Origin of the sequence: Devosia equisanguinis (genome assembly GCF_900631955.1) — a bacterium.
Taxonomy (GTDB): domain Bacteria; phylum Pseudomonadota; class Alphaproteobacteria; order Rhizobiales; family Devosiaceae; genus Devosia; species Devosia equisanguinis.
In genome coordinates this window covers 1-11,726 of record NZ_UZWD01000072.1, presented here as the reverse complement: position 1 = coordinate 11,726, position 11,726 = coordinate 1, and the positions used below count along the sequence as shown (strand labels likewise).

Here is an 11,726-nt window from a genome sequence, read left to right as displayed (position 1 = left end):
GTCTCCCAATGGAAGGCGGTGGGCGATCTGGCACGCGATATCGTCGACTTGGAAGTCGTCGATACGCTTGGCACCTCCCTCAATCCCTCCCCTCAAGGGGGAGGGAGGCGAAAGGACGGCCACACACGACAACACATCCTGGGGACGGACCACCTGCCCCCTTCCAATTCCCCGCTGCCGCCCGCAAGATAGGCATCAGGGAGAACTGAACAACAAAGCATCAAACGGGGAACGCAAATGGGACATATCAACCGCCGCACCGTTCTGGCGGCACTCGGCTTCACCACTGCCCTTTCGCTGTCTGGCGCCGCCTGGGCGCAGGACCTGATCAAGGTGGCTGCGGTCTGGACCGTGCCGGTCGAGCAGCAATGGGCCAGCCGCCTGCACAATGCGTTGGTCGCAGCCGACGAGCGCGGCGAAATCGACTACGTCTATTCGGAAAACATCTCCAACACCGATTATGAGCGCGTCATGCGCGAATATGCCGAGCAGGGCATCGGCCTGCTGGTCGGTGAAGCCTTCGGCGTCGAACAACCGGCCCGCGCCGTGGCCGCCGACTATCCCGAAATCGCCTTCCTGATGGGCTCCTCGCTCGCGCCAGTCGAGCCCAATTTTGCCACCTTCGACAACTTCATCCACGAGCCCAGCTATCTCACCGGCATCATTGCCGGCATGAAGACCGAGACCAACAAGATCGGCATGGTCGGCGGCTATGCCATTCCGGAAGTGAACCGGCTGATGCACGCCTTCATGGCCGGCGTCCTCTCGGTCAATCCGGAGGTGAAATTCTCGGTCAGCTTCATCAACTCCTGGTATGACCCGCCCAAGGCCAAGGAAACCGCCTTCGCCATGGTCGATGCCGGTGCCGACATCCTTTATGCCGAGCGCTTCGGCGTTTCCGACGCCGCCAAGGAACGCGGCATCCTGGCCATCGGCAATGTCATCGACACCAGTGCCGATTATCCCGGCACCATCCTCGCCTCCGCTTTGTGGAACGGCGCGCCGATGATCGACCAGGCCATCAAGGATGTGCAGGCCGGCAGCTTCACCGCCTCCGACTACGGCATCTATGCCTTCATGAAATATGGCGGCGGCAGCCTCGTCGTCGATGAAACCCTGGCCGGCCCTGACGCCGTCGCGGCAGCGAAAGACGTCGAAGCCAAGATCCTCGACGGCTCCTTCGTGGTCGAAATCGACGACACCGAGCCCAAGTCGAACTAACTGGCACCGATCAGTCCCTCCCCCTCCTTCAGGGGGAGGTTAGGTGGGTGTCGTCCCCCCACCGGCCGTCACCCTCGGGCTCGTCCCGAGGCCTCTGCATTTGAGCAACCACCCGTGAAGCAGGAGCCCATGACCGACCCCATCCCCCTGCTCTCGCTTGACAACATCACCAAGCGCTTCGGCAGCCTCCTCGCCAACAACGCCATCTCGCTCGACCTGCATAAGGGCGAAATCCTCGCCCTGCTCGGCGAGAATGGCGCCGGCAAGACCACGCTGATGAACATCCTCTTCGGCCACTATGTGCAGGACGAAGGCTCCGTGCGCGTCCTCGCCCGCGATGGCAGCCAGGCCACCCTGCCCCCCGGTTCGCCCGGCGCGGCGCTTTCCGCCGGCATCGGCATGGTGCACCAGCATTTCACCCTCGCCGAAAACCTCTCCGGCCTCGACAATATCCGCCTCGGCACAGAGCCGCTGCTGTTGCTGGGCGCCCGTGGCAAGGCCCGCGCCAAAATCGCAAAAATTATCGCCGAAAGCGGCCTCGACGTTGATCTCGACCGCCGCGTCGCCGCCCTCACCGTCGGCGAAAAGCAGCGCGTCGAAATCCTCAAGGCCCTCTATCGCGACGCCAGCGTGCTCATTCTCGACGAGCCCACCGCCGTCCTCACCCCGCAGGAGGCCGAGGGGCTGTTCACCGTGCTGCGCCGCCTCGCCGCCAATGGGCTGGGGGTGATCTTCATCTCCCACAAGCTCGGCGAAGTCCTTTCTGTCTCCCACCGCATCCTCGTCCTGCGCGCCGGCCAGAAGGCGGGCGAACTGCAAACCGCCGCCGCCGACCGCCGCGCCATTGCCGATCTCATGGTCGGCAAGGCGGTCGCCGAAGTCACCCGCACCCCCGGCAAACCCGGCGAAATCGCGCTCCAATTCGACGCCGTCTCCCTCGGCCGGCCCGGCGATCGCCAGGCCCTGCGCAATGTCAGCTTCGCCCTGCGTACCGGCGAAATCGTCGGCCTGGCCGGCGTGTCCGGCAATGGCCAGTCCGGCATCGCCGCTTTGATCTCCGGCCTCGCCACCCCCGCCTCCGGCACGCTGCGCCTTTTCGGCACCCCGGTGACATCGGCCGATCCCCGCGCTCTCGTCGCCCAGGGCGTCGCCCGCATGCCCGAGGATCGCCAGCATGACGGCGTCGTCGGCACCATGAGCGTCGCCGACAATATCGCCATCGAGGAGGTCCGTTCCCCCGGCTTTTCCCGCCATGGCCTGCTCGACCGCAAGGCCATGCGCGCCCGCGCCACTGCCGCCATCGCCGCCTATGATGTGCGCTGCCCCGGCCCCGACGCCGAAGCGCGCCTGCTCTCCGGCGGCAATGTGCAAAAGCTCATCCTCGCCCGCGTGCTCGAGCGCGAACCGCGCGTCATTCTCGCCAATCAGCCCACCCGCGGCCTCGATATCGGCGCCCAGTCCGAAGTGCATCGCCGCATCATCGCCGCCCGCGATCGTGGCGCCGCCGTCCTCGTCATCTCTGAGGATCTCGACGAACTCTTCGCCCTGGCCGACCGCTTCCTCGTCGTCCATGCCGGCGAGCTCATCGATGCCGGCCCTGCCGAGCACCTCGATCGCGGCACCATCGGCCTATTGATGGCCGGCCAATCGCAGGCACAGGAGGCGCTGGCATCATGAGCTTCCGCCTCGAACCCCGCGCCGACGCCTCCATCGCTTTGCGCCTTGCCGTCTCGCTCGGCGCCGGCCTTGCCGCCCTCATCCTGGTCGCCATTCCCGTCCTCAGCGCCGGCGGCAATCCCTTCACCGCCTATGCGCTCATGGTCCAGGGCGCCTTCGGCACCATGTTCGCCTTTTCCGAAACTCTCAATCGCGCCACCCCGCTCATTCTCACCGGCCTCGCCGCCGCCATCGCCTTCCGCGCTCGCCTCTGGAATATCGGCGCCGAGGGCCAGCTCTATATGGGCGCCCTCGCTGCCGTCCTCGTCGGCTCCGGCTTCCTGCAATTGCCCGCGCCGCTGATGATCCCCGCCATCATGCTAGCCGGCTTCCTCGCCGGCGGCCTGATGATGGTGGTCCCCACCGTGCTCAAGCAGCGTTTCGGCGCCGACGAGGTGGTCATCACCCTCTTGCTCAATTTCGTCGTCATTCTCTTCGTCCAGATGCTGATCGAGGGCCCATTGAAGGACCCGCTGGCCATGGGCTGGCCGCAATCGGTGCCGCTGGTGGCAGAGGCGAAATTCGACAAGCTTGTGCCGCGCCTGCGCATGCATTGGGGCCTTGTCATCGGCCTCGCTTCGGCCTTGCTGCTCTGGTTCATGGTCAGGAAAACCGTGCTCGGTTTCGAGATCAAGGCTGTGGGCGAAAACAAGGCCGCCGCCCGCTTCGCCGGCATTCCCGTCGACAAGACCATGCTCAAGGTGGCGCTGATTTCGGGTGGCCTGGCGGGTCTTGCCGGGGTCAGCGAAGTGGCCGGCGTAAAAGGCTATCTCTCCGCCGATCTCTCCCCCGGCTTCGGCTATTCCGGCATCGTCGTCGCCATGCTGGCCGGCCTCTCGCCCATCGGCGCGGTGCTCGCCGCCTTCTTCATTGCCGCCGTATTCGTCGGCGCCGATTCCATGAGCCGCGCCACCGGCATTTCCAGCTATATCGCCGATCTCGTCGTCGCCCTCAGCCTCCTCTGCGTCTTGGTCGGCAGCTTCTTCCTGCGCTTCCGCCTGCGCTGGCAAACGCGAACCCAGGAGGCCTGAGCCATGGACGTCCTGCTCGATATTCTCGGCTCCGCCAATTTCTGGGCCGCCGCCATCCGCATCGCCACCCCGCTGATCTTCGGCGTGCTCGGCGCCCTGATCTGCGAACGCGCCGGGGTGCTCAATCTCGGCATCGAAGGCATTTTCGTCGCCGGGGCCATGGCCGGCTGGCTCGCCGTCTATCTCGGCGCCGGCCTCTGGGGCGGCGTGCTGGTCGCGGCTTTGGCCGGTGCCATTTTCGGCGGGCTCCATGCCTTTCTCACCGTCATTCTCGGCCTCTCCCAGCACGTCTCAGGCATCGGCATTACCCTGCTCGCCACCAGCGTCAGCTATTTCACCTATCGCACCGCCTTGCCCAATGTGAGCTCGCCGCCGCGCATCGTGCCGTTCCAGCCGGTCTCCATTCCCGGCCTCACCGACATTCCCTTCATCGGCCCGGCGCTGTTCTCGCAGACCCCGCTCACCTGGCTGGCCTTTGCCGCCGTGGCTTTCGTGGCCTTCGTGCTCTACCGCACCCCGCTGGGCCTTGCCATTCGCGCCGTCGGCGACAATCCCGCCTCCGTCGATGCCCAGGGCCTGTCGGTCATCGGCCTGCGCATCGGCGCCGTGGTCGTCGGCTCCGCGCTGATGGCTTTGGGCGGCGCCTTCCTCACCATGTCGGCCTTCGACGCCTTCTTCTTCGGCATGGTCAATGGCCGCGGCTGGATCTGCATCGCACTGGTCGTCTTCGCCTCCTGGCAACCGGGAAAAGCCCTGCTCGGCGCCCTCCTCTTCGGCGCCTTCGACGCCTTCCAGATCAGGCTACAGGCCGAGGTCGGCCAGGTCGTCCCCGGCCAGGTCTTCCTCATGCTCCCCTACCTGCTCTCCATCCTGGCACTGGTCCTCGTCGCCCGAAAAGCCGACTATCCCCGAGCATTGCTCCACCCCTGGACCAGAGGGCAGCGGCATTGACGGCGGGAAGCATGGGCCTCAGCACCCCCACCCGGCCTGCCCCTCAAGAAGGGGGAGGAGCTCATCGTGGCTTCCAAAGATCCCAACAAACTCGATCGGTCCCTCCCCCTTCTTGAGGGGGAGGTTAGGTGGGGGTACTCTTTTTGACGCATTATCCTTGATCTTCGCGCACAAGCGGGTGGGGAGATGCGAAACGGCAACCCGGCAGCACGAGACCAAACATGTTCGACCTCAAAATCACCAATGCCACCCTGCCCGATGGCCGCAAGAGCATCGATATCGGCATCCAGAATGGCCGCATTGCCGCCCTCGAACCCAATCTGGCCGGTGACGCCGGAGAAACCATCGACGCCGCCGGGCAGCTGGTCTCCCCGCCCTTCGTCGACACCCATTTCCACATGGACGCGACGCTCTCCCTCGGCCTGCCGCGCTACAATGAAAGCGGGCTTTTGCTCGAAGGCATCCAGATCTGGGGCGAGCTCAAACCGCTCCTCACCCACGAGGCCGTCATCGAGCGCGCCCTGGCCTATTGTGATCTCGCCGTGAGCCAAGGCCTCCTCGCCATCCGCACCCATGTTGATATCTGCGATGAGCGGCTGCTCGGCGTCGAGGCGCTGCTCGAGGTCAAGAACCGCGTCGCCCCCTATATCGACCTGCAATTGGTCGCCTTCCCGCAGGACGGCTATTTCCGCTTTCCCGGCGCCATCGAATTGCTCGACCGCGCGCTGGACATGGGCGTCGATGTCGTCGGCGGCATTCCCCATTTCGAGCGCACCATGGCCGATGGCGCGGCCAGCGTGAAAGCCCTGTGCGAAATCGCCGAAAAGCGCGGGCTGCTCGTCGACCTCCATTGCGACGAAACCGACGACCCCCTCAGCCGCCATATCGAGACCCTGGCCTACGAGACCCAGCGCCTCGGCCTCCACGGTCGCGTTAACGGCTCCCATCTCACCTCCATGCATTCCATGGACAATTACTATGTCAGCAAGCTGCTGCCGCTGATCGCTGAGGCCGAGGTCAGTGCCACCGCCAATCCGCTGATCAATATCGGTATCCAGGGCCGCCACGACACCTATCCCAAGCGTCGCGGCATGACCCGCATTCCCGAAATGCTCAAATACGGCATCACCTGCGCCTTCGGCCACGACTGCGTCATGGACCCCTGGTACTCGCTCGGCTCCGGCGACATGCTCGAAGTCGCCTCCATGGGCCTTCACGTCGGGCAGATGACCAGCCGCGACGCCATGCGCCAATGCTTCGATCTGGTCACCACCGGCCCGGCCAGGATCATGCATCTCGATGGCTATGGTCTCGATATCGGCTGCAAGGCCGACATGGTGCTGCTCCAGGCCAAGGACGCCATCGAAGCCATCCGCCTCAAGCCCGCCCGCCTCAAGGTCATCAAATCCGGCAAGGTCATCGCCTCCACCCCACGCCGCGAAACCCGCCTCGCCCTCGAAAACCGCCCCACCACACTCGACGCCTCGCTGGTCGGCCCGCAATAGGAATCAGCAGCCGTCACCCACCCACCGGCCGTCACCCTCGGGCGAAGACCCGAGGGCCCTGCACTTCTGCCCGGCCTGCACGTAAAGACCCGTCCCCCGCCTTGACCCATCGGACACAACGTTGCAATGGATGGGCCCGCATTCAAAAATCACACCATTGCCGCTGGCCCACCCCACACCAGGATAGCCCCATGACCGACAATTCCTTGTTTGCCCGCCTTGTCGCCGCCATTGGGGCGGTTGCCGTGGCCATTCGCCATTCCGGTGACGGTCCGCGCCAGCCTGCCTTCGGCACCGCGCCCGCCATTCCCGAGGCGAAGGCCCAGGGCACCATTCCCACGCTCAAAATGCCGACCGCCAAGGGCTGGGAGGGCAATCACATGCCCACCGCCGCTGCCGGCTATAGGGTCAATGCCTTCGCCCGTGGTCTGGTGCATCCGCGCAATATCGCCGTTCTGCCCAATGGCGACGTGCTGATCGCTGAATCCATGGGCGAGGACGGCACGCCCAAGACGCTGTTTGACCACGCCATGAGCGCCACCATGAAGCGCGCCCGCGCCCGCGGTGTCAGCGCCAATCGCGTCACCCTTCTGCGCGATGCCAATGGTGACGGCGTCGCCGAGGAACGCCATGCGCTGATCGAAAACATCCGCCAGCCCTATGGCATGGTGCTGATCGGCGACACGCTCTATGTCGGCGCCAGCGACGCCGTCTATGCCTATCCCTATGAGACCGGCACCACCCGTATCACCGCGCCGGGCCGCAAGCTCATGGACCTCAAGCCGGGCGGCCACTGGACGCGCAATCTCATCGCCAGCAAGGACGGCACCAAGCTCTACGTCGCCGTCGGCTCGCTCTCCAATATCGGCGATGCCGGGCTGGCGGTCGAAGAGGACCGCGCCTGTATCCACGAACTCGACCTCGCCACCGGCACGCATCGCATCTTTGCCGGCGGACTGCGCAATCCGGTCGGCATGGCCTGGGAGCCGACCACCGATACGCTCTTTACCGTCGTCAACGAGCGCGATGGCCTGGGCGATGAGACCCCGCCCGATTACCTGACCTCGGTGCGCGATGGCGGTTTCTATGGCTGGCCGTTCTGCTATTGGGGCCAGACCGTCGATGATCGCGTGCCGCAGGACCAGGCCAAGGTCGCCTCCGCCCTGCGCCCCGACTTCGCCCTGGGCGGCCACACCGCTTCGCTCGGCCTCGCCTGGCTGCCCGAAGGCACCCTGCCGGGCCTGCCCGCAGGCATGGCCATCGGCCAGCACGGCTCCTGGAACCGCAGCAAGCTCAGCGGCTACAAGCTCACCTTTGTCGGCTTCGAAAACGGCAAGCCCACCGGCCTGCCCCGCGACATCCTCACCGGCTTCCTCTCCGAAGACGAAAAGTACTCTTATGGCCGCCCGGTCGGCGTTGCCCTGGCCAGCGATGGCGCCGTCCTGATGGCCGACGACGTCGGCGACGTCATCTGGCGCGTCACCGCGGCTTAAGCGGCACTAGATCATTTCAACTTGAGGTGGACTCTCTGGGCTCTTTCGCTCCCTCCCCGCAAGGGGGAGGGAGACCGACCGGTGCTTTTGACTAACTCTTGCCCACAACGCGATGCGGCTCCTCCCCCTTCTTCAGAGGGAGGCTGGGTGGGGGTGCTGCAGCACGCTCAAACCCATCTGCGATAGCCCTTGCCCCCAAGGGGGAGGGGGCGATGGAGCCGCGTCAACCAGAACGTAAAACGCCCTAACCCGGCTGGTTGGCGGCGAGCAAAGCCCGCCAATCGGCCTTTTGCGGCCCGAACATCTGCGCCGCCGCCAGCGCCGCATCCGCCTCTGGAAACAGCACGACCTGATCCGCCAACTGCGCGCTGATCGCCTCGACCACACTCCTATGCAGGCCCAATACGCCACCGACAAAGCCGATCGGCTTGGTTCCCGCCCGCGCCGTCAGCGCCCGCGCCAAAGCTGCCAGCTCACGCCCGGCCTCGGTCAAGATTTCCAGCGCCAGCGCATCACCGACCTCTGCCGCCTTGCCCACGCCCACCGCCAGCGCTCCGATGCGCCCGCGATCCCCGCCATAGACCAGCTGCCGCACATCGCTCCAGTCGGTACCGCCCACCAGCGCGAACATCGCGTCGGCGAGGCGCTGCACGTCGGCAAACGAGCCGGTGTGATCGAGACACCGATAGATCTTGTCGAGCGCCCGCAGCGCGATCCAGCTGCCGGAGCCGGCGTCATCGATGAGAATGCCCCGGCCGCCGACACGCACCAGCGCGCCATCTTCACCCAGATGCAGCCCGATCGAACCGGTGCCCGCCGAGATCAGATGTCCCTCGCCCGGCGCGAAAATCGCGGCAAAAGCCAGCGTCATGTCATCGGCCAGCAGCACGGACTCGGCGCCGATGCCGAACCGCTCCGCCACCAGCCCGGCGACATCTGTAGCCACCGCCGCGCCATAGCCGGTCAGCCCGGCCGCCAGATGCGTTGGCGTCAGCCCCGCCGCCGCCACCGCCCCTGCAATCGCCTCCAGCGCCAGTCGTAGCTTCTCCCGCTCTGCCGGATTGAACACATGGCCGGTGGCTCCCGCCACCCGGCCGCGCGCCACCACCGCGCCATCGGCCCCGCACGCCACCCAGCGGCTGGCCGTGCCGCCGACATCGAGCCCCAGCCACACCGGATTGCTCACGCGGGCACGCCCTGCTTGACGAAAGCCCGGGTGATTTCGCGCGGATTGGTAATCATCGTTCCCACCACCACGGCATGCGCGCCGGCTTCGAACCCCTGGCGCACCAGTTCGGGACTATTATACCGCCCCTCGGCCACCACCGGAACCGCGAGCTTTCGCGCCAGCGCCTCAAGCAGCCGCAGATCCGGTTCTTCCGGCTTGGGCTCGGTCGCCTCAGTATAGCCCGACAGCGTCGTCGCCACGTAATGCGCGCCCCAATCGGCCGCCGCCAATCCCTCGCGCAGCGTCGAGATATCGGCAAACACTTCGGCGCCCAGTTCCTCGCGAATGCGCCGGATCAACACCGCCGGCGGCTCGCCATCCCGAGGCCGCTCGGTGCAATCGAGCGCCACCACCTCCGCTCCTGCGGCGACAATGGCCTCGGCCGCCGCAAAATCGGGGGTGATATAGACCGGATATTGCTCCGAAAACACCTTGTGGATGCCGATAACAGGCAATCCCGCCGCCTTCACCGCCGCGATATCGGCGGGCCCATTGGCGCGAATGCCGACCGCCCCGCCATCGCGCGCCGCCAGCGCCATGGCGCCCATGAATTGCGGCCCGTGCAGCGGATTGTCCGCCCGCGCCTGGCAGGACACCACCAGCCCGCGCGGCAGCCTCACTTGACGGCTCCCGAGGTCATGCCCGCAATGAACTGCTTGGACAGCACGATATAGATGATGATGATCGGCGCCGCCGACAGCGTCAGCCCCGAGAACAACACGCCCCAATCGGTGGTATATTCGCCCATGAACGTGGTCAGCCCCTGCGGCAGGGTTTTGAGATTATCGTTCTGGATGAACACCAGCGGGAAGAAGAAGTCGTTCCAGATCGGCACCACATTCTGGATGCCGGCGATCACCATGGCCGGCCGCACCAGCGGCAGCATGATCGACCACATGATCCGCGCCTCGCTCGCCCCATCCATGCGCGCGGCGTCTTCCAGCTCATTGGGCAGGCTGCGGATAAAGCCGGTCATGATGAACACCGTCGTCGGCAGACCCATGGCGGTATAGACGAAGATCAGGCTGAGCTGATTGTTGAGGATCGACAGGTCCCGCATCAGCATGAACAGCGGAATGATGGCGAGCTTGAGCGGCAGCGTCAGCCCGGCCAGGAAGAACATCAAAACGAAGCCCGAGCCGGCAAAGCTGTAGCGCCCGATGGCATAGGCGGCCATGGTCCCCAGCGTCAGGATCAGCACCATGGAGGCGCCGGTCACGACGAAGGAATTGAGCAGGTAGCGCAGGAAATTGGTCTCGTTCCAGATCTTCAGAAAATTGCCGATCTGGCTGAAATCGGGAATGCCGAACGGCGACTGGAAGATCTGCGGCGTGGTCTTGAAGGCCGAAAACACCATGATGATGATCGGCGCCAACATGATCACCGTATTGGCGATCAGGATGATCTGCAAAAGCCCGTCGCGGCCCAGCGAGGCCAGAATACCGCGGCGGTCGTAATAGGTGTTGGCGGACGTATCGCTCACAGCTGAATCTCCCGGGCGCGCAGGCGCGTGGTGATGAACCCGGCCACGATGGCGATGAAAATGAAGATCAGCACGGCAAGCGCCGAACCCAGCCCGAAATCCTGCTGGCCCGCCGACACATTGCCGAAGGCGGTGCGATAGAAATAAAGTCCCAGCACGTCGGTCGAGCCGAAGGGCGACCCGTCAAGCCCGCCCATGATATAGGGCAGCTCGAACCAGTTGAACGCACCGACGAACAAGAGGGTGAAGACGATGGTGGCGCTCGGGGCCACCAGCGGCCAGACGATCTTGGTGATTTTCACCCATTCGCTCTCGGTTTCCATGCGCACGGCGTCGAGGATTTCCCCCGGAATGCGCTGCATGCCGGCGAGGAAGACGAGCGTGGGGAACCCCACCATGTGCCAGGCCTGGGCGATGATAATGCTCCACAGCGCCGTGCCCGATTGCCCCAGCCAGGGCTGCGCCAGCCAGCCGAGCCCCAACCCCTTGAGCGAGAGGTTCACCACGCCGAACAACGGATGGTAAAAGAGCTTGAAGAGATAGGCGACGATGATGGTGGAGAGCACCACCGGCAGAAACACCGCAATACGGTGAAAGCGGGCGCCCGGCAGTTCGCGCCACAGCGCATAGGCGAGGATGAAGCCCAGCCCGTTCTGCAGCACCATCAGCGCGAAGAAGACGATGACATTGTTCTTGAAGGCGTTGATCGTCCAGCTGCGATAGGGCTCGACGAACAGCACGGTGTGGAAGTTTTCCAGCCCCACGAAATCCCCGCGCCGCAGCCCCTGCCAGTCGAAAAAGGCATAGGCGAAGGCCGAAACGATCGGATAGACCACGAACAGCGCCACGAAAGCCAGCGGCGGCACGATCAGCGCGGTAATCCAGAGGCCGCGTCCAGTCATCCGAAGTTGGGGCATTTAGGCCTCGCTTGGTTTTACGCGATCAGGGGAGCGACACCCCCATCTGACCTCCGCCCCGGCAATGGGGCATTCTTGGTTTCGGCGGGGCATTGATCCGCCCGTCCATCGCCTCCCTCCCCCTTGAGGGGAGGGATTGAGGGTGGGGGTCCATCGGTGTGCCACCGAACCACCCCCACCC

General features: G+C 65.1%; 10 protein-coding genes. 6 read left to right on the top strand and 4 right to left on the bottom strand.

Annotation, left to right across the window (positions count from 1 at the left end; all coding sequences use genetic code 11):
* The first annotated feature begins 237 nt into the window (after positions 1 to 237).
* The 6 genes from DEVEQU_RS19445 (at position 238) to DEVEQU_RS19420 (ending at position 7,917) form a co-directional block, all read left to right on the top strand.
* On the top strand, positions 238 to 1,221 hold the full coding sequence (locus tag DEVEQU_RS19445) for a BMP family protein (RefSeq protein WP_126152270.1): 984 nt from the start codon (positions 238 to 240) through the stop codon (positions 1,219 to 1,221).
* Between the two features lie 129 nt (positions 1,222 to 1,350).
* Positions 1,351 to 2,898 carry an ABC transporter ATP-binding protein gene (locus DEVEQU_RS19440; RefSeq protein ID WP_126152269.1) on the top strand — a complete coding sequence of 516 codons (1,548 nt, stop codon included), beginning with the start codon at positions 1,351 to 1,353 and terminating at the stop codon, positions 2,896 to 2,898.
* The gene (locus DEVEQU_RS19435; protein WP_126152268.1) at positions 2,895 to 3,968 is read left to right on the top strand and encodes an ABC transporter permease; all 1,074 of its coding nucleotides are present in this window, start codon (positions 2,895 to 2,897) and stop codon (positions 3,966 to 3,968) included. The genes DEVEQU_RS19440 and DEVEQU_RS19435 overlap by 4 nt, the downstream gene beginning before the upstream one ends.
* 3 nt (positions 3,969 to 3,971) lie before the next feature.
* Positions 3,972 to 4,919: an ABC transporter permease gene (locus DEVEQU_RS19430; protein WP_126152267.1), complete on the top strand. Its 948-nt coding sequence runs from the start codon at positions 3,972 to 3,974 to the stop codon at positions 4,917 to 4,919.
* A 221-nt stretch (positions 4,920 to 5,140) separates the two neighbouring features.
* Positions 5,141 to 6,424 carry an amidohydrolase family protein gene (locus tag DEVEQU_RS19425; RefSeq protein WP_126152266.1) on the top strand — a complete coding sequence of 428 codons (1,284 nt, stop codon included), beginning with the start codon at positions 5,141 to 5,143 and terminating at the stop codon, positions 6,422 to 6,424.
* Positions 6,425 to 6,615: 191 nt separating this feature from the next.
* On the top strand, positions 6,616 to 7,917 hold the full coding sequence (locus tag DEVEQU_RS19420) for a PQQ-dependent sugar dehydrogenase (protein ID WP_126152265.1): 1,302 nt from the start codon (positions 6,616 to 6,618) through the stop codon (positions 7,915 to 7,917).
* Between the two features lie 244 nt (positions 7,918 to 8,161).
* Here DEVEQU_RS19420 and DEVEQU_RS19415 read toward each other — a convergent pair whose 3' ends face one another.
* The 4 genes from DEVEQU_RS19415 to DEVEQU_RS19400 are packed head-to-tail and all read right to left on the bottom strand — an operon-like array spanning position 8,162 to position 11,545.
* Complete coding sequence (locus DEVEQU_RS19415; protein WP_126152264.1) at positions 8,162 to 9,103, bottom strand: N-acetylglucosamine kinase; 942 nt, start codon at positions 9,101 to 9,103, stop codon at positions 8,162 to 8,164.
* Complete coding sequence (locus tag DEVEQU_RS19410) at positions 9,100 to 9,765, bottom strand: N-acetylmannosamine-6-phosphate 2-epimerase (RefSeq protein WP_126152263.1); 666 nt, start codon at positions 9,763 to 9,765, stop codon at positions 9,100 to 9,102. The genes DEVEQU_RS19415 and DEVEQU_RS19410 overlap by 4 nt, the downstream gene beginning before the upstream one ends.
* Complete coding sequence (locus DEVEQU_RS19405; RefSeq protein ID WP_126152262.1) at positions 9,762 to 10,628, bottom strand: carbohydrate ABC transporter permease; 867 nt, start codon at positions 10,626 to 10,628, stop codon at positions 9,762 to 9,764. Before DEVEQU_RS19405 ends, DEVEQU_RS19410 begins: the two co-directional genes overlap by 4 nt.
* Entirely contained in the window at positions 10,625 to 11,545 is a 921-nt protein-coding gene (locus DEVEQU_RS19400; protein ID WP_126152261.1) for a carbohydrate ABC transporter permease, read from the bottom strand. The genes DEVEQU_RS19405 and DEVEQU_RS19400 overlap by 4 nt, the downstream gene beginning before the upstream one ends.
* Positions 11,546 to 11,726 lie beyond the last annotated feature (181 nt).

Coding starts and splice junctions, on each gene's coding strand:
- DEVEQU_RS19445 (WP_126152270.1), top strand. CDS start 238: ATGGGACATATCAACCGCCGCACCGTTCTGGCGGCACTCGGCTTCACC.
- DEVEQU_RS19440 (WP_126152269.1), top strand. CDS start 1,351: ATGACCGACCCCATCCCCCTGCTCTCGCTTGACAACATCACCAAGCGC.
- DEVEQU_RS19435 (WP_126152268.1), top strand. CDS start 2,895: ATGAGCTTCCGCCTCGAACCCCGCGCCGACGCCTCCATCGCTTTGCGC.
- DEVEQU_RS19430 (WP_126152267.1), top strand. CDS start 3,972: ATGGACGTCCTGCTCGATATTCTCGGCTCCGCCAATTTCTGGGCCGCC.
- DEVEQU_RS19425 (WP_126152266.1), top strand. CDS start 5,141: ATGTTCGACCTCAAAATCACCAATGCCACCCTGCCCGATGGCCGCAAG.
- DEVEQU_RS19420 (WP_126152265.1), top strand. CDS start 6,616: ATGACCGACAATTCCTTGTTTGCCCGCCTTGTCGCCGCCATTGGGGCG.
- DEVEQU_RS19400 (WP_126152261.1), bottom strand. CDS start 11,545: ATGCCCCAACTTCGGATGACTGGACGCGGCCTCTGGATTACCGCGCTG.